Source organism: Symbiopectobacterium sp. Eva_TO (genome assembly GCF_053848865.1).
On record NZ_JBSPEY010000005.1, the window covers coordinates 216257 to 236202 of the forward strand.

Genomic DNA, 19946 nt, shown 5'->3' on the forward strand with positions numbered 1-19946 from the left:
CCAGCCCAGTAATACGATTGTTTCCAGCAACGTAAAATCATGCAGTTAAGCATCATGAGAAAACGGAATGCCTGAGGTGATAAGCATTTTCTACCAAAATGGGCATAGTAAAACAGCACGATTCCCTATTATTCAACAAGGCCTAGGAGCCTTCATCGAAAAACACATGTTCTACTAATTGGAGTCATTACCAAAAATACGTCATGGACCTGCTCATGAATAACGCCCCTCTCTCGCTGTTGGATAAAAAAGAAGGCGTCGCTCGCGAGATGTTCCAAGGTCCATTGGATCGCGCGCAATTTCGTCATGTGCCGCAGCAACCCGGCGTTGAATTATATCAGGCGCACATTGCCCGCTGTGCTTTTGAACCCCATACCCATGACGCCTTTGGTATCGGCACTATCGACTTTGGTGCCGAGCAGTTTCGCTATCGGGGGACTCAGCACGTGGCAGCGCAGGATACGCTGGTGTTAATGAATCCAGATGAACTGCATACCGGGCAGGCTGTCGGCGAGGAAGGATGGCATTATCGCATGATCTATATAGATCCCACACAGTTGCAGGCGATCTCCGGTGAGCAAGGCTGGTGGTTTAGCGATGTGGTACGGCATGACCCACTGGCAGCCCGCCAACTTTCTGCGCTGTTGGCCGCACTGTGGCGTGCTCACGACCCGCTGGCTTGTGACAGCTTGATGCTGAGCATCATCGATCTTTTTCGTCCCTTTGCCCGCGTAGCACAGCCGTTACAAACGCAAGGTCTGTCGCGCTTTGACGAAGTGAAACACTACCTTAACGATAACTTTGCTCAAGCCATCACGCTTAACGAGTTGGCCGCCGTCGCATCCCTCAGCCCTTATCATTTTCAGCGGCGCTTTAAAGCGCACTATCACGTCACCCCACACCAAATGCTGATGGCGATTCGTTTACAGCTGGCCAAACAGTTGCTGTGCCACGGCATGCCCGCCGCACAGGTGGCGGCGGAGGTTGGGCTGACGGCTCAAGCCCATCTGACGCGCACCTTTGCCCAGCGTTATGGCACTACGCCAGTTCTCTATCAAAAACAGGTTATGCCGCACGGCCGCCGCCGCTAAAAAAAGCGCAATATCCTACAATATGTTATCCGGCTTACCGGTTAGGCTTCCCGTGATACGACAACACAAGGGCTTTGCCCTTCAAGCATAAATGGGTAACGGGTGTGATATGTTAAGCGGTATCGTTTTCTCCCTGACGGCGGGTTTGATGTGGGGGCTTAATGAGATGGTCACCCCCACTCTGTGAGCGGTACGCTGGCAGGGTGTTTTTCTTTCAGGAGAGGCCATCATGCAAAACGTTACTCTTATTGGTATCGATCTCGGTAAACATTCTTTTCATATTCATTGCCAGGATAAGTCAGGTAAAGCGCTTCTGCGTAAGAAGTTTACGCGCACAAAGCTAATGCAGTTTTTGGCGACGTGCCCGCCCTCGGTTGTTGTTATGGAAGCTTGTGCCGGTGCACACTTTATGGCGCGGCGTATCAATGATAGCGGCCATGAAGCAAAACTTATCTCTCCGCAATTTGTGCGCCCGTTTGTCAAGGGCAATAAAAATGATTTTGTTGATGCAGAGGCGATATGTGAAGCCGCATCCCGGCCGTCAATGCGTTTTGTTCAGCCGAAAACGGAGGTTCAGCAGGCGATGCGAGCACTGCATCGGGTCAGGGAATCTCTTATCAGAGATAAAGTAAAAACCACTAACCAGATCCACGGTTTTCTGCTGGAGTTTGGGATAAGCCTGCCAATCGGCGAGGCGGTAATAAAGCGACTGTCTCTGGTGCTGGCTGAGCACGAAATCCCCGCATACATGAGCCGTCTGCTGATGAAGTTACATGCCCACTATCTTTACCTTGTCGAGCAAATAACAGCGCTGGAATCAGAATTAAATCAGTCAATCAAAGCTGATGATACTGCACAGCGAATTATGACAATTCCAGGCGTCGGCCCGATTACTGCCAGCTTACTTTCATCACAGTTCGGCGATGGAAAACAATTTTCATGTAGCAGGGATTTTGCGGCTTCCACAGGGCTTGTACCGCGACAATACAGCACAGGAGGCAAACCGACTCTGCTGGGGATAAGCAAACGAGGTGATAAAAATTTACGCAAACTTCTGGTTCAATGTGCCCGCTCGTTCATGATGCGACTTGAATATCAGCAGGGCAGGCTTGCTGAATGGGTTCGGGGGCAACTCGATAACAAACATTCAAATATTGTCGCCTGTGCTCTGGCAAACAAACTGGCGCGAATAGCCTGGTCAATCACAACTAATCACAATGAATATCAGGCCTGATGTTATGTAGAACTAAATCAACAGACTGATTATTAAGTAATTAAACAGCAGTTACCTATCTGGTTTTGCGAAGACTGATTATTGATGACATGAACGGCATATCGGCCTGCTGAAAAACCTGACGACAAAAATGGCTCACTGAAGCCGAGGGCTTTTTCAGGTTCACCAGGCGCGGAACTCATCGAGGCGCGGGCATCTCGCCCACAGAGACGCCGGATAGATTGAAGCAAGCCCACCATTAGTCAAAAATCAGTGTTGCAAAAATGGGGGTGACCATAGATTTTGTGAGCCCGTTGATGGTGCCGGAATACCCTGCCGCGTTGCAGTCTGCGGGCCGTTATGTGGCGTTTGGGCTGATAGCGCTGCCATTGGCATGGGCTGACAGGAAACGTCTGCGTCGGTTGAGCCGTGCGGACTGGATCGAAGCGCTGAAGCTTTCAGCGGTGGGTAATCTGCTCTATTACTTTTTTCTTGCCAGCGCTATTCAGCGTACCGGCGCTCCCGTCTCTACCATGATTATCGGCACGCTGCCGGTGGTGATTGCCGTTACCGCTAATCTGCTGTACGGGCGACAGGAAGGCATGCTCTCCTGGTGGCGATTAACGCCACCGCTGCTGCTGATTTTGCTTGGGCTGTTATGCGTGAATCTGGCAGAATTGAGCGCTCAGGATCAGCAGGTCGATATGGAGCGTTATCTGAGTGGGCTCGGCATGGCGATTATCGCGGTCATCTGCTGGACCTGGTATCCGCTGCGTAATGCACGCTGGCTGCGCCGTAATCTGGATAAAAAATCCACCACTTGGGCCACCGCACAAGGGATGGTGACGTTACCCATGGCCTTGCTGACCTATGTGATTGTCAGCGGACAACTTGCCCTGACCAAACCGGACTTTTCCCTACCGTTTGGCCCGCGCCCACTGGTGTTTATTGGCTTAATGCTGGCGATTGGGTTGCTCTGCTCCTGGCTTGGCACCTTCTGCTGGAATCAGGCCAGTCAACGTCTGCCGACGGTGCTGGTTGGACCATTGATCGTATTCGAAACGCTGGCCGGGCTGACCTACACCTTTATGCTGCGTCAGGCGTGGCTACCGCTGCTGACACTGTGCGGCATCTTCTGTTTGTTGGTGGGTGTGGTGGGTGCCATGCGTATCAAACCAAAACCTGTCGTGGTGAAGGAGGATACGGCAGTGCAGGAAAAATAAACCTGAAGGCGGCGCAGAGTTCCCCCTGCGCCACGAGCTAAAGGGGATCAAGCCCCGGTGGCGAGTTGTTTGAACAGCGCCGTTAACTGTTGCTCATTGCGTGCACCTTCATGCTGGGCTGTCACTTTACCCGACGCGTCAATCACGAACGAGGTTGGTGTACCCACCACCTGATAGCGTTCCTTGGTAATGCCCAGTTGGTCACGAATGACCGGGTAGCTAATGTGCTGCTGCGCCAACAGTGCAGCAATATCCACCCCATCAGGATCGGTATTCACCGCGACCACCACCACGTTATCCGCGTAGGTTTTGCTCAGTTTCTCCAACGTGGCCATCTCTGCCAGACAACCACCACAGCCGGAAGACCAAAAGTTGAGATAAATCTGTTTGCCCTGCCAGTGCGCCAATTCCACCTGTTGTCCGGCCAGATCGTAGGCCGCCAGCGCAGGTGCACGTGCGCCAACCTGCACCTGCTCTTCTTTGCAGCCCGACAGCAGTGCCAGCGCGCCCATCAGACACCCTAGCGTTATCAGTTTACGCCACTGCATGTTGTTGAACCTCCTCGCTCAGGTACTTGCCGTGCTGCAAGCGGATAATACGATCGGCAAAACGCCCCAGTTCCGGGTTGTGCGTCACCATGACAATGGTACGTCCCTGATGATGCAGATCCTGCAACAGCGCCAGCACACGCTGTTCGTTCTCTTCATCCAGATTACCGGTCGGTTCATCGGCAAAAATCACCGGCGGCTCATTCACCAGCGCGCGAGCAATACAGACGCGCTGCTGTTCCCCACCGGAAAGCTGACTCGGCAGGTGATCGGTTCGGTGCTCCAGCCCGACCTGCGCCAGCACCTGGCGCGCCGCGGTTTCATCCACCACGCTATGGTAATGCTGTGCCAGCATCACGTTTTCCAGCGCAGTGAGAAACGGGATCAGGTGGAACTGCTGAAACACCAGCCCGATTTTGTCCGCGCGAAAGCGTCGGCGTCCTTCTTCATCCAGCGCCGCAGCATCGACGCCATCCAGCAGCACCTGCCCTTCCGTCACGGTATCGAGGCAGGTCAGGATATTCATCAGCGTAGTTTTCCCCGAGCCGGATGCGCCCATGATGGCGACAAATTCACCGCGCTGAATACGGATATTGATGTTTTCCAGCGCAGTGACCTGCCCGAAGCGTTTGTACAGTTGGCGGGTTTCAATCACCGCCTCTTGCGGGTTATGTGCAACACCCATTGAATCACTCCCCTTTTAACACTTTTGCGGGCTCGACGTGGATCGCGCGCCTGGTAGGAAACACAGCGGCAGCGGCGGCCACCAGCAAGGACAGCAGCAGCGTCAACGGCAGCACCGGCGCACGCAGCGAAATGCTGGCATTGAACACCGTCAGTCCCAGCACCTGTGCCAACAGATAACCGAGCAGGCAACCACACACCACCGCCGCAAGCGCAATCACACCGGTTTCGGCCAGCATCTGGCGTACGATATCTTTACCGCTCGCGCCCAACGCTTTCTGCAACGCAAACTCTTTGGCACGCTCACCGACAATCGCCATCAAGGTGGTGTTCACACACAGAGAAGAAAGCACCAGAATAACGGCAGAAACCAGTCCCATCAGCCCTTTAATCTTGTCCAGTACCTGTCCTTCCGAGGCGGACACCTTCAGGATAGGCCGGATCTCGAGGTCAGGATATTGTTGTTGCAGGCTGGCGGCAAAGCGATCCACCTGCCCCAGATCGTTGCTGACACTCAACAGGGCGTTACTGATGGTGCCTTCCTTTTGCAACCATTTTTGCGCCAGTTCCAGATTCACAATCAGCATATTATCGGTAGCGTCACCGGCTTCAACAATCCCTTTGATACGCAGGCGCTGACGCTCGCTGCCATCGATCAGCGTAACATTATCGCCGACTTTGACATGCAGTCGTTCCGCCAGCTTGACGCCGATCATCGCGTTACGATCGTCAAACTTGACGCCAATCCAGTCGCCAGTTACCTGCCAGTAGGGAGAGAGTTGGCGCAGCGCATCAAACCACACGCCCATCAACACCACTTTTTCCAACTCGGTGCGCGCCATACCGTACAAATACGGGCTGGCGGCATTGATTAACCCCGGTGGGGCGTTATCGAGAATCGGCTGAAAGCCGCTTTGTGCCAGGGAGCCGCCGTGTGCCGGACCAATATAAAAGTTGGCACCAAAGGTACGCAGCTCCTGGCTCATTTTGGCGTTGATATCAAAGTACACTGCCGACATGGCGGTAACGATGGCGGCACCGACCGTCAGTGCGGCAAACACCACGCTGACACGCTGCATGCGCAAGCGCAATGCGCGAATCACCAGTCGCCAGAACATACTGCCGATCCTACGCTCTGAACCCGAGTGTTTAACGGCGATACAGCACCTCCACCGGGTAGAGTCGGGCAATACGCCGCGCCGGGAACCAGGTGCCTATAACGGCAATCAGCATGGCGATCACCAGTACACACGGGATCACCACCCAAGCGAAACTGAGCGGTACGCCGAACAGCATCAAGCCAATCGCACGCGCCAATCCCCAACCTGCGATACACCCTAATGCGCCGCCGAGCAAGCCGCTCATCGCCGCTTCAAGATAGAACAGCAGCATGATCTGCCACTGCCGTGCGCCGAGCGCTTTCATCAAACCGATTTCCTTGGAGCGTTCCATGATGGTACTGGTCATCAAGGACGCGATGCCCATGGCGGCAGCGACCAGTGCGGCAAAAGTCACCACGCCCAGCAGCAACTGAATCTTGTCGATCACCACACCTTCTGATGCCGCCACCTGCCAGATAGGCCGAACCACCGATCCTGATATGGCTTCTTCCAACTGGTGGGCAATCGACGACACGTAAGCGGTGCAATACCACAGGTCATACTCTTCCGCGTTGAGCGCTTCGAGATTCTCCCGTGCCCGGCGTGACAACTCGTTTTCCGGCACCGTCAGTGCAGACACACGCACGGCCTGAATCTTTCCTTCCAGTCCCAGCATGTTCTGCACCGCTGCCAGCGGCATCACCAGGCGGTTCTCTTCATCGCCACCGCTGGCAAGAATGCCGCTGATACGCACATCCAGCGAGCGTTCAGGCCCTTGCAAACGTAACGTTTGCCCCACCTGCCAGCCGTTTTGCTGTGCCAATTGTTTTCCCGCCAGCACGTCAATCCCCTGCCAGCTCTGCAAGGCGCTTTCGCTCACCGGTTCAGTAGGCCAATTGCCGGTCACCTGCCAGTAAGGGCTGACGCTCTGTTGTCCGGTGTGGTAATCCTCTTCATCCGGGATGGTGATCGGCTGAGAAAAGAAGGTGCCGAGCACGGAAATGTGCTTACCGGCAACGATCACATCCCCGCTGAGCAACGGTGCAAAGCCGACGATATTGTTACGCCAAAAGATATCTTTGATGTTGGGTAGTTCTGATTCATCAAGAAACTCTTCACTGGCCAGCGGATTGCTGTTTTCACCAAAGAGCGCAGGCAGCGCCGCCTGACCGGCGGGTTCCACCAGAATATTGGCACCGTAGGATTTCAGCTCGCGCGCCATTTTGTCGCCAATATCGATCGATACCGCCAGCAGCGCTGAGATCAACCCGGCAGCCAGAAACACCGTCAATACCGCCAGCGATTTGCGCCGCACATTGCGACTCCATGACTGACGTAGCATGCGCCATAACATGATTATTTATATGAACGCATCCCGTTTGCAAGGCATCCATTATTTTGACATTGACGGGTAGGTTGCAGCTTTATATCCGGCTTTTTTGCAGCCATAAAGCTGCGAGCCCCTATGTAATCCGCTGACTCACGCCTCATTTCCTTAGCGAGCTTTAAGCTCAAAAAATCATTCAGGTTTAGCGAGTCCCGGTCTTACCTGTCTTTGTCATCACGCTGGCCACCAGAGCAACCTTTTTGCATTCACCCTTTTTAAGAGTAAATAGTTATCGGTATCAGCGATTAATAGGGCCTGATACTGACATGATTTTTATCGTACTTACGCTCATGGGCGGCTAGCGCCCACACAGTTCGCGCCAGCTTATTTGCCATCGCCACGATAGCCACACCGGTCGGACGCCGTTTTTTAAGTTCCGTTATCCATGGCCCAGGCTCTTTAGCAACTAACGAAGCGGCTCTTGCCCCATGGATAAACAGCGTTCGCAGATAGGTGTCACCACGTTTGCTTATCCCCAGCAGCCGAACTTTCCCCCCGGAACCCGTCTGCTTCGGCACCAGACCGACATAAGCAGCGAACTGTCTGCCGGATTTAAACGCTGAGGCTTCCCCCATGGTGGCAACTGCCGCTGTGGCGATTAACGGCCCCACGCCGGGAATTTCCATCAGCCGTTTACAGGTTTCGTTCTGCCGGGCCACGCTGTTAAGCTGTTTTTCAAGGCCATCTATCAGCATGTCCAGCTCATTCAGTCTGTTGTACTGGTCTTCCAGCACGGTGATGAGATACGGCGGCAGCTTCGTTTTCAGCCGCTCCAGTGCAGCCGGTAGCTCCCTGTCCATCGCTGCCCGACCTTTATGGATGGTTTCGCCAAACTCCAGTAATGTTCCGTGCAGCGCGTTAATCTGTGCAGTTCTGAACTTCACCAGTTGTCTGCGTGAACGGTGCAGAACCAGTACCGATTGCTGTTCTTCCGTTTTTACGGCTATCGCCTTGCCTGGCTGCTGTACCGCCATCCAGATAGCGCGGGCATCCATGACATCATTCTTGTTGCCCATGACGAACGCCTTGACGAACCGTCCCTGCATCAGCCGGACTTTATGCCCCAGCTTTTCCAGTTCCCGGGCCCAGTGCTGAGAGCCTCCACAGGCCTCCATGCCAATCAGGCAAGGCTCCCGGTTACTGAAGAACGTCAGAAAATCCTTGCTGCGCAGCTGCTTGTCCACCACTTCACCTGTGTGCTCATTGACGAAGTGAACCTGAATCAGATGCTTTGCGATATCAACGCCAACCGGTGTATATTTCATGCTGTGGAGTCTCCAGTCTGAGGGAGCTTTATGCATCCCGTATTGGGCACCATGATGCCGGAAATCTGCGAGGCTCCACACCTGCCGACTTCACTCTTTCAACCATCATTCTGCTCCGCGCTTAAAGAGGTGGGATGCGTTCATTACATTTCCTCCTCGTCCGCTGCGGCGTTATCCGTCGCAGACTCGGTATTACCCGCTGGGTGTGCTGTCACAAAGCTGCGGGGATTGTCACGGAACTTGTTGTAGTTGGCTTCCGATGCAAAGAAGTAGGTCTTCCCGGCATAGCGGTATTTGTGCTCGGCTTTCAGGTTGGTCAGCTTGCTGCCGTCAACCGGATCCACCACATCCATGGAAACCACCGTGGTGAAGTAGTTCGCTCCCACCGCCAGCGACGCGTAGCTGATCACCAGTTCGTTGTCATCGTTGCTCCAGCCTTCAATCGGTACCGGGTTACATCCACCGGCTTTACCGATGGAAGGAATAAAGATCCGCACACCGCAAGCCACACAAATCACCTGATTGCCTTCCATCACGTAACCCTGATCGCCACACAGCAGACAAGCATCAAACACCACGCCAAGGCGAAGTCGGTCGGGATAGCGGTTAATCACAAAGAAGCGAACGGCTTTGCCGTCATCAGCAATCCAGACAAAACGGTGCAGTTTGCCGTCACGCACCTGCTCGATAGGAATATGCACTTTGCCATCCGGGCCCAGTGTTACGGGTTGCGCTTCCGATAAGCGCGGAGGCTGCGATGCCACTTTGTCCAAATAAAGCTGCCCCAGCGCCACCACCAGCAGCGCCAGCAACGCGGCGGTAAAGGTCCGGCGTGTATTCCGGTAATCAGCCGTTGCCTTGCGCTTGGCTATAGCCTCATCGGTTGCCTGCATCTGCTGACGGGTTTTCAGCAACGGCAACATGAAACCGGCCGATAGCAGCGCCAACAGCAGTGCGCAGAAATAGTTAAGCGCCGCGCCGTTATTGGTGACGCGCGCCACAAAGCTCAGGCGCGGTTTGGTCAAACCCAGCGCTTGCAGCTTCATCAACAGTAACATCAGACCGCCGCTCAGCGGCAGCACCAGCAATGCCACCAGCAGCAGCAGTAGCGGCCAGCGCAGACGCGGTAAACGCCGCACCATCATGCTGCACAGCACAGCACTAAAAGCGACCCAACCAAAGGCCAGAATCACCGCGCTGATATTTAACAGTAAATCGGTGTTCACCACATGAGTGGTAGTCAGTGCCGTCAGATTGGGATCGTAGCCCCAATGCACGGCGGCCCCGATGATCAATACCCCCTGCCAGAGGTAGCCGAGTTTGCTACTCTGCGTGAATTGGCTCAGTAAAAACAGCGCCAGCGCGACCAGTTGAATCAGGGTAAAGATGAGTTGAACGGTTTGACTGGAAGGCAGGCGAATTCCCACCAACGTACCGACCAGCAACGCCAGTAGCGTGGTCCACACTAGCGGGCGAAGACGAGGAGCAGAACGGTGACTCCAGTGGAGCCCTAACAGCAGTGCAACACTTAAAAACGCTTGTAGCACGGTAACAAAAAAATGAATCATAACGCACACTCAGGCGAAGCCCCCCGCGCCCAGGGCGGCAGGGGGAGTTTCCGTAACGGCCTTACGCAATTCAGGATCGAATTATTTGTCCAGACCAACGTATTTGAAGTCATAGCTGACATCAAACGGTTTCCACCAGCGGCCAACACCGGTTTCGCCATCGGTATGGCGGTGCATGCCGGCTTTTGACGGTGGCTCAATGTGGTAGGTCACTTTGTAGTTACCTACGCCCATCATTTTGATGTTGGCACCGTAGTGCGGGCCATCGCTCGCCACCATCGGCATGAAGGTCCCTTCCTGTTTGGCACCGGTATCGGTGTTCACCAGGGTGTAAGCGATGGTCAGGTACGGAATCCATTCGCCTGCGCCGAAACCGTTTTTGTTACCTTCCACAGCGTGGATATCGGCCTCCAGGTGAATATCGGATTTAGCCGCTGGCAGACCCATGCCGCGCGGTTCCATGTCAATTGGCTGCAAGTAGAGCGCAGCGATCTCCAGTTCGTTAATGGTGATCGGCTCGCCAGCCGGATGTTCGGTAAACGCGAACGCGGCAGGTGCCGTTAATACTCCGGCAATAATCGCGCTGGCAATCAAACTTTTTTGCATCTTCATCAAACCCATCCTCATATCATCAATATCATGTTGTTTTTGATTTTTGCTTATCATTGCTTCCCGTATTCGAACGTCTCAGCGCGCTGACGCATAATCCACAGCGCAGCCAGAGCAGCGAACACCAATACGACTTGCGGTATCAGCGTTTCGACGTAGGGGTAGATCCCCAATACGCTGATTTCCGGAACCCACGTCAACAGCGTCGGCTCAAACAGCTTGCCTTCAATTAACTCCAGTACCCCTTTACCGACGAACACAAACGCCATCAGGTACATAAAACAGCCGGTAAACATGAAGAAGGGTTTCAGCGGCAGTTTGACTACGGTAAAGCGCATCACCAGATAAGCGATAAGCAATATCACGCAACCAATCAGGAAGCCTGCCAAAATATAGAGGTGCCCCGCCACGTTGCTGGCATCCCCCACTAACGCAAAGTAGAACAGTACCGTTTCCGCGCCTTCGCGGTACACCGCCAGGAAGCTGGTCAGCCACAAACCGATTACCGAACCGCTGCTCAGGGAGTGCGACAGCTTTCCTTCCAGATACGCTTTCCAATGTCGGGCTTCGACTTTCGACAGTAGCCAATAGCTCATGCTGAACAACATCACCACCGCAATCAGCATGGTGAACCCTTCCAGCAATTCACGGCTGGCACCGGAATTACTGAACAACATCTGGAACAACACGGCGGTCAATACGCTGCACACCAGTGCCACATACACCGACTGGCGGATCAACAGCAGCTTGTCATGGTGATTGTTTTTCACCAGATAGGCGACGATGGCCGCCACGATCAGCAGCGCCTCCAGCCCTTCGCGCACGATGATCAACAGACTGTAAATCAGCAGGCTCCAGTGAGTTTCGCTGCCACTGCCCAGCATAGTGACCGCGTTAGCCAAGTCCTGTTGCATCGCATCGGCCTGCGCATGCAGCTCAGAAACCGGCTGTCCGGCGCTCATCATACTGACCATACGGGTGAAGTAGCCTTCCAGCTTGGATTTGAATGCGGAATCACGCGAGCCGACTTTGTTCTCCATACCGCTGGCTTCAAACAGATCGAAGTAGGCATCCTGCACCGCCATAATGGCCGGTTTTGCCTGCCCGCTTTCATACTGCGCAATCGCCGCTGCGATAGCCTGGTTGATGTTATTCACTACGCTGGCCCAGTCCGCATACGGGACGTCAGCGCCAGCGATACCGCTATCCGGTGCCGCTGATACCGGCTGGTCGTCACGGGTGGTGGGCAAGCCCGGTAGCACATCTTCGATATCTTGCAACAGCGTGGTGACCCGATAAGCCACTTCGCTCATTTGATCCGGCTGAGCGGTCAGCGCAATCAGTGCGCTGAATTGCTGGTTGATCGAGGCAGCTTGCTGCGAAGAGCGGTTTTGGCGCATCGACATTTCCATCTCGGAGTTTTTAAATCCCTGATAGTGTGCCAGCTGTACGCTTTGACTGGCTTTCTGATAGTCGCCCGCCTGATAGTCAGCCACTGCTTGTGCCAACCCATCGTCAATGGTTTTGAAACTTTGCTGCCAGTAGAGGGCGATATCGCTGTTGCCATAAGCCCCGTGCTGCTCCTGCGCCACTAATTTGTGACCGTCAGTCAACACCGGCAACACGCTATCCAACTCGCCTTTCAGCCAGTTCACCTTGGCCTGAATGTCGGCTTGCGGCTTACCTTCGCCAATCATGCGGCGAATTTCACCAAAGGTGGCTTCCAGTTGATAGCTTTTCTGCGCGGAGATGTTGATACGAATCGGCCCTTCCAGGTTCTCAAACACCTCGAAGTAGGCCATCTGGACTTCGGTACGGGCTTCATCCGGCTTCTGCTGCTGGTAGAGTTCAGCGGTCTTATCCAGGCGGCCCTGAATATCATGGATGAAGGTGCTATAATCCGTTGCGGCTAACACCGACAAACTGGAGAACATAAAAAACAGTACAGTCAAACATTTCTGCCAAATAGACATAAGTACGATGGTCATCGACAATGAGAGTTATTTTCATTATCACGTTTTAACATTTACATTTCTTAACGTAAATCACAAAAGGGCTCACTGTTTCAGAAATATTGTAACATCGTGCTCTACCTCTTCCATTTGGTGCAGTTCTGCCAGCGTGTCGAACGCTTCCTGTTCATCCAGCCGACTCATGGCAAATCCGACGTGTACCAACACCCAACTGCCGATCAGGCTGGCAACCTCAACGCCATCCGCCACCAGCGCAACATTCACTTCACGCTTAACGCCGCATACATCTACCCACGCTGTATCCTGCACGTTGTCGGCCAGTGCGATGACCTTTCCGGGAATGCCGAGACACATGATAATGATCCTTTTTAAGTAGTACGGGCTGCGGTGTATTCGATTTAGCAAGATTCAGGCCAACGACACCATCAATGCTTTCATTGATCCTTTCGCAATACTCACCGATATACCCTGTCATTGTAGTGGTGTAGTGGCACACTGATACTGGCCACCTGATCGGAGGTGATATGCTCACCTCATCAACACGACAGGTGACCTCATGGGTAAACATTTTACGGCGGAATTTAAGCTCGAAGCCGCAAAGCTGGTTGTCGACCACGGCTACACATACGTTAAGGCCGCAGAGGCGGTTAATGTCAGCCATTCTGCCATTAGTCGCTGGGTCAATAAGCTTCGCCTTGAACGACAGGGAAAAACGCCAACGGGACTTCCTCTTACCCCTGAACAGCTCGAGCTGCGTGAGATGAAGAAAAAAGTCCAATGCCTTGAAATGGAGAACGAAATCCTAAAAAAGGCTACGGCGCTCTTAATGTCGGACTCACTCAACGGTTCACGGTAGTCGACAGGCTGAGGGCGCGATACCCGGTCACGGCGTTGTGCCAAACTTTTGAGGTACATCGCAGCAGCTACAGGCACTGGCAGGCTTCCGCTAATGAACCCGACGGTGAGCGCGTGGTTAAGTGTAGTCGCGTCATGGAAGCCTGGAACGCCAGCGGCGGCTCTGCCGGCGCTCGAAGTATCGCGACCATCGTCACCGGCAGCTCTGGTGTCAAAATGGGGCGCTGGCTGGCTGGCAAGCTGATGAAGGAGCTGGGTATCGCCAGCTGCCAGCGACCGGCTCACAAATACAAACGCGGCGGCAATGAACACGTTGAAATACCGAACTATCTCAACCGCCAGTTCGCGGTTACCGCGCCGGATCAGGTCTGGTGCGGCGATGTGACCTACATCTGGACGGGCAAATGCTGGGCTTACCTTGCGGTGGTGCTAGACCCATATCGTTATACACATCTTTCTAACGCACTGTTTAATCAATGAGTTACGGGTTTATCTCAGAGTGGCATTTTGAACCTCAAAAAGCCAATGGGATGGCTTGAATGCCTTAATTCACGGGGTTCTGAGCATCCTGTTCAAAAAATGGCCAAAAGATGTGTATAACGATATGTGCTAGACCTGTTCGCCCGCAAACCGGTGGGCTGGGCCATGTCGACGTCGCCGGACTCGGCGCTGACAGTTAAAGCGTTGCAGATGGCCTGGGAACTCCGGGGACAACCAACAGGAGTCATGTTCCACAGCGACCAGGGCAGCCACTATACCAGCCGTCAATACCGGCAAGCCCTGTGGCGCTGCCGGATAAAGCAGAGTATGAGTCGGCGGGGTAACTGCTGGGATAATGCGCCAATGGAGCGGTTCTTCCGCAGCCTGAAGACAGAATGGGTGCCGACAAAGGGTTACAACAGCTTCAGCGAAGCCCAGGACGCGATTATCCGCTACATCACGGGGTATTACAGCGCTATCCGGCCTCACTGGTATAACGGCGGCTTAACTCCAAACGAATCTGAGCGACTGTTCTACATACAGTCTAATGCGGTGGCCAATATTAGTTGACCACTACACTTAATATTTTATTTGTGATGGATATTCATGCTGAGTTGTCGAGGCATATCTTGTTGAACAAACATTTTCTATGCAACCTTCGCGCTCGCGTTGCATGTGCCATCGCCAGAGCGCAAAACAGGATTTCTTGATACCACTTGCAATGCCAGGCATTTTGTGCGTTAATAAACGCGTCGGTTTGATAAGCAGACATGATCAACTCAGTTTACTAAAGCAGTTCTCACATCTAAGTGCTATCTAAGAGTTATCCTCGATACCCCTTCTTTTTGAGTTTCATCTTTACGCTCTGATTCCATCCTGTTCTCAAGCCCTATTCGCCGAAAGGCTCATTAAGAAGGTAATAGATATGTCTACAAAATGACTGGTTTAGTAAAATGGTTCAACGCAGAGAAGGGTTTTGGCTTCATTTCCCCGACTGACGGTAGCAAAGATGTTTTTGTTCATTTTTCTGCAATTCAGAGCAACGCATTCCGCACTCTGGATGAAGGTCAGAAAGTTGAATTTTCGATTGAAAATGGCCCCAAAGGCCCAGCAGCCGCGAACGTGGTTGCGCTGTAAGTAAGGATAGGTTCGTTATTTCTACATTATTTTTAAAATGTCCGTGTTGTCACGGTTCCCAATACAGAACGTCGCATTTTGACGTTTCACCGTGGAACCCGCATGGCGCGAAATGCATTTTTTGCAAATCCGTCATGCAAGTGGAAAGCAACAGCGCCATGCACACAGGACAGCTAATAAAAACGCCAACATCATTGGCACATTATTTGTATTAGCTCAGACCTGATCTGACAGTTACCGGTTATTTATACAGGTGTCTGTCAGATTAAATCTGGTTCAGATTTTTTTCTGCCCAGACTCGTTTACCATCAAGTAACGTGGCCATTGGCGTACGCCCGCAGCACATTTTACCCTGATGAGTTCGCTCATTATTGTAATGCCACAACCAGTTGTCCAGATCCTTTTGTAGACTTTCTAGGTCCTCGTATAACGTCTTACGGAACGCAACCTGATAAAAATCCTGCAAAATAGTTTTATGGAAGTGCTCGCAGATACCGTTTGTCTGCGGAGACATCGCTTTCGTTTTCGTATGGTCTATACTCGATTAACTTGAAGTTGCATTTTTCAGCGTCTGGAAGTTGTCATTAATCCTGCGCGACAAGCCCCCTGCCAGTCCCGGTAATATATTGCGGAAGAAGTGGTGTATTTCCTGCCGAAACGCCTTTGGTGAAGCGAAGTAGCGGTTGTTTCTCACCTTTTCATTCATCACTTTCCACAGTCTTTCTATCGGGTTCAGATTCGGGCTGTAAGGCGGCAGATAGTGGAGGTCGATATTCATCACATATGCCCACTTTTTCACCAGCTCCGCCCGGTGGTAACCCGCTCCGTCGAGTATGATATGCACCTTCTGTCTTATCGGGTAAGTTTCCCGGATGGCGATAAAAAAGCGGGCGATATTGAGACTGTTGATGCTGTCGTACTCCCGAACCACCGTGCTGCCGATGTCGTTCAGGTTCAGGGCTCCCATGATGTTCAGACGGGTACGACTACCGGTGGTTTCCACTGGCTGAGATTTTTTCCCCGCAGGCATCCAGCCATATGCCAGTTTTGTTCCCTGTGTCGGGTGGACGCCATCGATGAACAGGATGGGTTCATCGTCACCGGCTTTTTGTTTCAGCTCGTTGTAGGTTTCCACAAACGCCTGCTGCGCTGCTGCACTGAATTTATGTGGGATACCGACAGGCTTTCGATAACTGAAGCCGTTGCGGTGCAGCCATTTAGTCATTCCCGGAACGGTGTAGCGGATACCCCACCAATCAACAACCTGTTCAATGATAGCCTGTGTAGTGGGAAGAAGGTTGTTCGTCAGAGATGTGGTGAGTTCAGCGGTTTGCTCTTCGCTGAGATGACTATCAGAGCCGCCATTCTCAGGCGCAAGTTTCTCACCCTTTAGCCAATCATTTAGATGACGGCGTACCGTGGTTTCGTGAATAAGTTGCGATTGTGCAATCATTCCTGGCGTCCAGCCATCGGCAGACAATAGGACACACCGTATCCGATCGCGCACATGATGGTCACGACTTGTTTGGTGAAGATTCCTTAACTTTTTTTTCTGCTCTTCAGTGGGATGAATGTTCATAACCATGAAATGGGTATTGTTCATGGAAAATCAAGCATCTTCAATGATTACGAGTATATATCGTTGATAGCCAAGTACAGCTGATAGTCATGTTGTTCCACTTTACCGCAGTACTCCGTCCCCCTGTCCGTCAGTATTCTTAGCATTGGCAGCCCCTGAGCTTCGTAGAACGGCAGCACGCGATCATTGAGCAGGTCGGCGGCAGAGATCGGTGCTTTACTCGTGTAAAGCTTGCAGTGCGCCACTTTCGAGTACGTATCCACGAACGTCTGCTGGTAGATACGGCCAACACCTTTCAGATTACCCACGTAGAAGGTGTCCTGCGACCCCAGATAACCCCATATCGTTATACACATCTTTCTAACGCACTGTTTAATCAATGAGTTACGGGTTTATCTCAGAGTGGCATTTTGAACCTCAAAAAGCCAATGGGATGGCTTGAATGCCTTAATTCACGGGGTTCTGAGCATCCTGTTCAAAAAATGGCCAAAAGATGTGTATAACGATATGAGATAACCCGGGTGAGCAGTCTCTATTTCACCACAGGCTTCGTCGTCGTGCGCCTTCTTCTCCAGTGCAGCGATTTGAGCATCAGTAAGTACAATGCCTTCTCTGGCAACTTTTTCCTCAAGTGCCTTCAGGCGCTTACGAAAGTTTTCCAGATCGTGTCGTTGCCAGATGGAGCGCACACCGCTGCCAGAAATGAAGACGCCTTTTTTACGCAGCTCATTACTGGTCCGGTGCTGGCCATGAGCCGGGAACTCAATGGCGTAATCAACAACCGCACGTTCAGTGGCTTCATCAGCACGGTTTTTCAGGTTGGGAACCCGGCGGTTTTGGTTAACCAGAGCGTCAATGCCGCCTTCTGCCGCCAGTTCCTGATAGCGATAAAACGTGTCGCGTGACACCCCCATGATTTTACAGGCTTTTGATACGTTACCGAGTTCTTCGGCGAGATTGAGCAGGCCGGCTTTGTGTTTGATGATGGGATTGTTAGTATGAAGCATGAGAGTTACCTCGTGTTTTGTATAAGGATTCGACACCCATATCAAAACCGGTAACTCTCAACCTTTCAAGGTCCAGTGTCAGATCAAGTCGCGACTAATACACATTATTCCTGATAATTTCAGAATAAAAACCTCTGTATAAATGAAACCACACCTAGGCTCACCTCGTTATACACATCTCTGTTCGTGCCTGAGCGCGCGTAGCGTTTCGGCGGCCGCCATGACTTTCTGCAAGCCTTTCCTGATAGTTTTTGCGCCTGGTTCACCGTCGCCTTTTCGAGCAAGAAAGCCTCCCAGTTGCGCAACTAAGCGCAATACTTCGTTTAGCTTAGGGCGGCCCTTGGGCATACGCTTGTTCATCAGTAGGTAAGCTCCATGAGTCTCGTCGGAATCAAAGAACAACATTGCGTCCAGCTCTGGACAGGTTCGTCCCATACGCATTAAATAGGCGATGCGCCATGCCACGATCATGAACAGCGCCAATGCCCGCTCAATGCGATCCACGGTCGATAACTGTAACGCTTCGACACAGCAGCCGTTCTTCAGCACATTGAAGAACATCTCGATTTCCCATCTAGCCCGATACCAGTCGATCAGCTCCACGATATCTTCTCGTCCTTCAGGTACGCGATTGCTCAGCAACCGCCACTCGACCGGCTTCACGCCTGCTGGCGGCTCAATTTCCTTGGCTATCACACAAGTCACTGCCAACCCGCAACGCAGCGACACTCGCTTCACGCGCAGCGCCTGTTTCACCGTACGCGCCTTCTGCCCCGCGCGAGCCGCCATAACGAATTGGATTTCTCCCACCGGCACGGTCTTTCCAACCTTCTGCCAAAGCTTCTCATTACAGTCCAGACTGCGATTATGAGTCGAGCGGATCAACCAGTCAGCCGGAGTGCCAAGGTCATCAGCGAGCTGCATCAACGCCTTGATATCCGCTTCGCGATCGGCTAAGTACACCAGACGTGTGTTTGGCAACTCCGAGGCGAGTTCAGCAACTCGCTCGTATCCCTCGAGCCAGCGCGTACTCTCCTTGAGCCCATCGCGTTTTCCGTCTGCATCCTTCGGCTCTCTTGCCCACATCCACGCATCCAGTACGCCCAACCCCACGCGATCCGGACTGACCGCGTAGGTCGGATGCAGGTACAGACCACGCCTGGCTTCGTAGTTCAAAGGACCCAAGCCTTGGATTTGCTGCCCGTTGAAGTCAAGCTCGGTAGTGTCTTGGATACACAGCACAACCTCGTGTTCTCGGATCCTTTCCTGCGTACGCTGCCAGTGAGGTTGCAGAATGTCTCGCCATTCGAATGCTTGGTTCTCCATGAAGCGGTAAGCACCCAGCGTCTCAGACCATCCGAGGCACGCATGCGGAATGCTGGCTTGCGGATTCTCAGCCAGCCGTATCAAAAGCCCTTTGGCACGCTTATTGAGCCTCGTGTCACCAAGATTTACCCCTTCCAGTTCTTGGTGTGCCCAGCCATCTGAATCCCGTGTCATTTTTCAGCGCCGTAAATGGCGATAGTACACGTCGGTTTCACTTCATTTACAACCCCACCGGCTGCCTATTTCAGCCCGCTAACCCTTGGCATATAAGGCGTTGCGGACTTGTGTATAACGAGGTGGCTTCAAGTGCCTCGATATCCAGCTCCAGTTTGTTGGCAGCACGCAGCAGCGTTTGTTTGCCGCCGCAGCAAAAATCGAGATTAAATTCACGGAAAAGTACAGTAGCGCGAGGAATGGCGATGGCCAGTTCCCCCAGTGTACGATCGCGGTAATGCATGATAAGACCCTCAGCGGCAAAAACAATAAGATGTATTTTAAATACATCTTATTGTGATGGATATAGCTAAAAAGAGGTACGCAGAGGGGGTCATTTAGGGTTAAATTTAACTGGGTGATACCCAGACCAGAGCTGTTGCTTTTCTGGTTCCTTCGGTAGCGTTTTCCGCACAAAACTCCTGCCCGTATTGGTGAGTAAGCGGTTCAGATCAATCTGGGTATTGCCTTCGCTTTTGAACGCGTGGTTAAACTTTTTTCTTCAATCGATTCTGGACTTAACGAATCGACATAACCAGAAAACGTTTTCGTCTCTCGTTTGAAAGCGTTGGCAATTTGTTGACCCAAAGGGTTTGATCCATCTGCTGAGTAACAGGAAATGACGCGGATGTACTGATAAAGCGCCAGCGTTTCTGCTCGGTAATGATAGTCATACATGTACTTTAGA

The 19946-nt window shown here is 52.6% G+C and carries 17 protein-coding genes and 6 pseudogenes; 7 read left to right on the plus strand and 16 right to left on the minus strand.

What is annotated here, in order from left to right; all coding sequences use genetic code 11:
• Positions 1–269 precede the first annotated feature (269 nt).
• From ACWWJF_RS26565 to ACWWJF_RS26575, 3 genes are all read left to right on the plus strand, one after another.
• Positions 270–1091, plus strand: coding sequence for an AraC family ligand binding domain-containing protein (locus tag ACWWJF_RS26565; protein ID WP_455871489.1), 822 nt, complete (start codon positions 270–272; stop codon positions 1089–1091).
• A gap of 229 nt (positions 1092–1320) precedes the next feature.
• Positions 1321–2325 carry an IS110 family RNA-guided transposase gene (locus ACWWJF_RS26570; protein ID WP_455868344.1) on the plus strand — a complete coding sequence of 335 codons (1005 nt, stop codon included), beginning with the start codon at positions 1321–1323 and terminating at the stop codon, positions 2323–2325.
• A 263-nt stretch (positions 2326–2588) separates the two neighbouring features.
• Positions 2589–3527, plus strand: a complete 939-nt coding sequence (locus tag ACWWJF_RS26575; protein WP_455871389.1) for a DMT family transporter — start codon at positions 2589–2591, stop codon at positions 3525–3527.
• A 47-nt stretch (positions 3528–3574) separates the two neighbouring features.
• On the opposite strand, the gene ACWWJF_RS26580 is transcribed toward ACWWJF_RS26575, so the two are convergent.
• The 9 genes from ACWWJF_RS26580 to hypC form a co-directional block, all read right to left on the minus strand.
• Entirely contained in the window at positions 3575–4075 is a 501-nt protein-coding gene (locus ACWWJF_RS26580; protein WP_455871390.1) for a TlpA family protein disulfide reductase, read from the minus strand.
• Positions 4062–4760, minus strand: a complete 699-nt coding sequence (locus ACWWJF_RS26585) for an ABC transporter ATP-binding protein (RefSeq protein ID WP_222160182.1) — start codon at positions 4758–4760, stop codon at positions 4062–4064. The genes ACWWJF_RS26580 and ACWWJF_RS26585 overlap by 14 nt, the downstream gene beginning before the upstream one ends.
• A gap of 4 nt (positions 4761–4764) precedes the next feature.
• Positions 4765–5877 carry an FtsX-like permease family protein gene (locus ACWWJF_RS26590; RefSeq protein ID WP_264650817.1) on the minus strand — a complete coding sequence of 371 codons (1113 nt, stop codon included), beginning with the start codon at positions 5875–5877 and terminating at the stop codon, positions 4765–4767.
• Between the two features lie 31 nt (positions 5878–5908).
• Positions 5909–7213: an ABC transporter permease gene (locus ACWWJF_RS26595; RefSeq protein WP_455871391.1), complete on the minus strand. Its 1305-nt coding sequence runs from the start codon at positions 7211–7213 to the stop codon at positions 5909–5911.
• Positions 7214–7491: 278 nt separating this feature from the next.
• Complete coding sequence (locus ACWWJF_RS26600) at positions 7492–8511, minus strand: IS110 family RNA-guided transposase (RefSeq protein ID WP_455869238.1); 1020 nt, start codon at positions 8509–8511, stop codon at positions 7492–7494.
• Positions 8512–8654: 143 nt separating this feature from the next.
• Complete coding sequence (locus tag ACWWJF_RS26605; protein ID WP_455871392.1) at positions 8655–10079, minus strand: Fe-S-containing protein; 1425 nt, start codon at positions 10077–10079, stop codon at positions 8655–8657.
• An 81-nt stretch (positions 10080–10160) separates the two neighbouring features.
• On the minus strand, positions 10161–10691 hold the full coding sequence (locus ACWWJF_RS26610; protein WP_455871490.1) for an iron transporter: 531 nt from the start codon (positions 10689–10691) through the stop codon (positions 10161–10163).
• Between the two features lie 50 nt (positions 10692–10741).
• The gene (locus tag ACWWJF_RS26615) at positions 10742–12661 is read right to left on the minus strand and encodes an FTR1 family iron permease (protein ID WP_455871491.1); all 1920 of its coding nucleotides are present in this window, start codon (positions 12659–12661) and stop codon (positions 10742–10744) included.
• A gap of 84 nt (positions 12662–12745) precedes the next feature.
• Positions 12746–13015 carry a HypC/HybG/HupF family hydrogenase formation chaperone gene (hypC, locus tag ACWWJF_RS26620; protein ID WP_455871393.1) on the minus strand — a complete coding sequence of 90 codons (270 nt, stop codon included), beginning with the start codon at positions 13013–13015 and terminating at the stop codon, positions 12746–12748.
• Positions 13016–13217: 202 nt separating this feature from the next.
• On the opposite strand from hypC, the pseudogene ACWWJF_RS26625 reads away from it, so the two are divergent.
• The 4 genes and pseudogenes from ACWWJF_RS26625 to ymcF all read left to right on the plus strand — a co-directional run.
• A pseudogene (locus ACWWJF_RS26625) lies at positions 13218–13942 on the plus strand (IS3 family transposase); the annotation flags it as partial.
• Positions 13943–14122: 180 nt separating this feature from the next.
• Positions 14123–14566: pseudogene (locus ACWWJF_RS26630) on the plus strand (IS3 family transposase); the annotation flags it as partial.
• A 366-nt stretch (positions 14567–14932) separates the two neighbouring features.
• Entirely contained in the window at positions 14933–15133 is a 201-nt protein-coding gene (gene cspE / locus ACWWJF_RS26635) for a transcription antiterminator/RNA stability regulator CspE (protein WP_455871394.1), read from the plus strand.
• Positions 15134–15150: 17 nt separating this feature from the next.
• Positions 15151–15348, plus strand: a complete 198-nt coding sequence (gene ymcF, locus ACWWJF_RS26640) for a cold shock small protein YmcF (RefSeq protein WP_455871492.1) — start codon at positions 15151–15153, stop codon at positions 15346–15348.
• Between the two features lie 50 nt (positions 15349–15398).
• Here the strand turns inward: ymcF and ACWWJF_RS26645 are convergent.
• The 7 genes and pseudogenes from ACWWJF_RS26645 to ACWWJF_RS26675 form a co-directional block, all read right to left on the minus strand.
• A pseudogene (locus ACWWJF_RS26645) lies at positions 15399–15677 on the minus strand (integrase core domain-containing protein); the annotation flags it as partial.
• The gene (locus ACWWJF_RS26650) at positions 15678–16712 is read right to left on the minus strand and encodes an IS630 family transposase (protein WP_455871493.1); all 1035 of its coding nucleotides are present in this window, start codon (positions 16710–16712) and stop codon (positions 15678–15680) included. It lies immediately after the preceding pseudogene.
• A 56-nt stretch (positions 16713–16768) separates the two neighbouring features.
• Positions 16769–17050: pseudogene (locus ACWWJF_RS26655) on the minus strand (IS481 family transposase); the annotation flags it as partial.
• Positions 17051–17230: 180 nt separating this feature from the next.
• Positions 17231–17719, minus strand: a pseudogene (locus ACWWJF_RS26660) (helix-turn-helix domain-containing protein); the annotation flags it as partial.
• Between the two features lie 168 nt (positions 17720–17887).
• On the minus strand, positions 17888–19219 hold the full coding sequence (locus tag ACWWJF_RS26665) for an IS4 family transposase (RefSeq protein WP_455871395.1): 1332 nt from the start codon (positions 19217–19219) through the stop codon (positions 17888–17890).
• Positions 19220–19343: 124 nt separating this feature from the next.
• A pseudogene (locus tag ACWWJF_RS26670) lies at positions 19344–19502 on the minus strand (DUF542 domain-containing protein); the annotation flags it as partial.
• A 203-nt stretch (positions 19503–19705) separates the two neighbouring features.
• Complete coding sequence (locus ACWWJF_RS26675) at positions 19706–19936, minus strand: hypothetical protein (protein WP_455871396.1); 231 nt, start codon at positions 19934–19936, stop codon at positions 19706–19708.
• Positions 19937–19946: the final 10 nt, after the last annotated feature.

Excerpts from the sequence above, each read along its gene's own strand:
- ACWWJF_RS26565 (WP_455871489.1), top strand. The coding sequence starts at position 270 with ATGTTCCAAGGTCCATTGGATCGCGCGCAATTTCGTCATGTGCCGCAG.
- ACWWJF_RS26570 (WP_455868344.1), top strand. The coding sequence starts at position 1,321 with ATGCAAAACGTTACTCTTATTGGTATCGATCTCGGTAAACATTCTTTT.
- ACWWJF_RS26575 (WP_455871389.1), top strand. The coding sequence starts at position 2,589 with ATGGGGGTGACCATAGATTTTGTGAGCCCGTTGATGGTGCCGGAATAC.
- ACWWJF_RS26580 (WP_455871390.1), bottom strand. The coding sequence starts at position 4,075 with ATGCAGTGGCGTAAACTGATAACGCTAGGGTGTCTGATGGGCGCGCTG.
- ACWWJF_RS26585 (WP_222160182.1), bottom strand. The coding sequence starts at position 4,760 with ATGGGTGTTGCACATAACCCGCAAGAGGCGGTGATTGAAACCCGCCAA.
- ACWWJF_RS26590 (WP_264650817.1), bottom strand. The coding sequence starts at position 5,877 with ATGTTCTGGCGACTGGTGATTCGCGCATTGCGCTTGCGCATGCAGCGT.
- ACWWJF_RS26595 (WP_455871391.1), bottom strand. The coding sequence starts at position 7,213 with ATGTTATGGCGCATGCTACGTCAGTCATGGAGTCGCAATGTGCGGCGC.
- ACWWJF_RS26600 (WP_455869238.1), bottom strand. The coding sequence starts at position 8,511 with ATGAAATATACACCGGTTGGCGTTGATATCGCAAAGCATCTGATTCAG.
- ACWWJF_RS26605 (WP_455871392.1), bottom strand. The coding sequence starts at position 10,079 with ATGATTCATTTTTTTGTTACCGTGCTACAAGCGTTTTTAAGTGTTGCA.
- ACWWJF_RS26610 (WP_455871490.1), bottom strand. The coding sequence starts at position 10,691 with ATGAAGATGCAAAAAAGTTTGATTGCCAGCGCGATTATTGCCGGAGTA.
- ACWWJF_RS26615 (WP_455871491.1), bottom strand. The coding sequence starts at position 12,661 with ATGTCTATTTGGCAGAAATGTTTGACTGTACTGTTTTTTATGTTCTCC.
- hypC (WP_455871393.1), bottom strand. The coding sequence starts at position 13,015 with ATGTGTCTCGGCATTCCCGGAAAGGTCATCGCACTGGCCGACAACGTG.
- cspE (WP_455871394.1), top strand. The coding sequence starts at position 14,933 with ATGACTGGTTTAGTAAAATGGTTCAACGCAGAGAAGGGTTTTGGCTTC.
- ACWWJF_RS26650 (WP_455871493.1), bottom strand. The coding sequence starts at position 16,712 with ATGAACATTCATCCCACTGAAGAGCAGAAAAAAAAGTTAAGGAATCTT.
- ACWWJF_RS26665 (WP_455871395.1), bottom strand. The coding sequence starts at position 19,219 with ATGACACGGGATTCAGATGGCTGGGCACACCAAGAACTGGAAGGGGTA.
- ACWWJF_RS26675 (WP_455871396.1), bottom strand. The coding sequence starts at position 19,936 with ATGTATGACTATCATTACCGAGCAGAAACGCTGGCGCTTTATCAGTAC.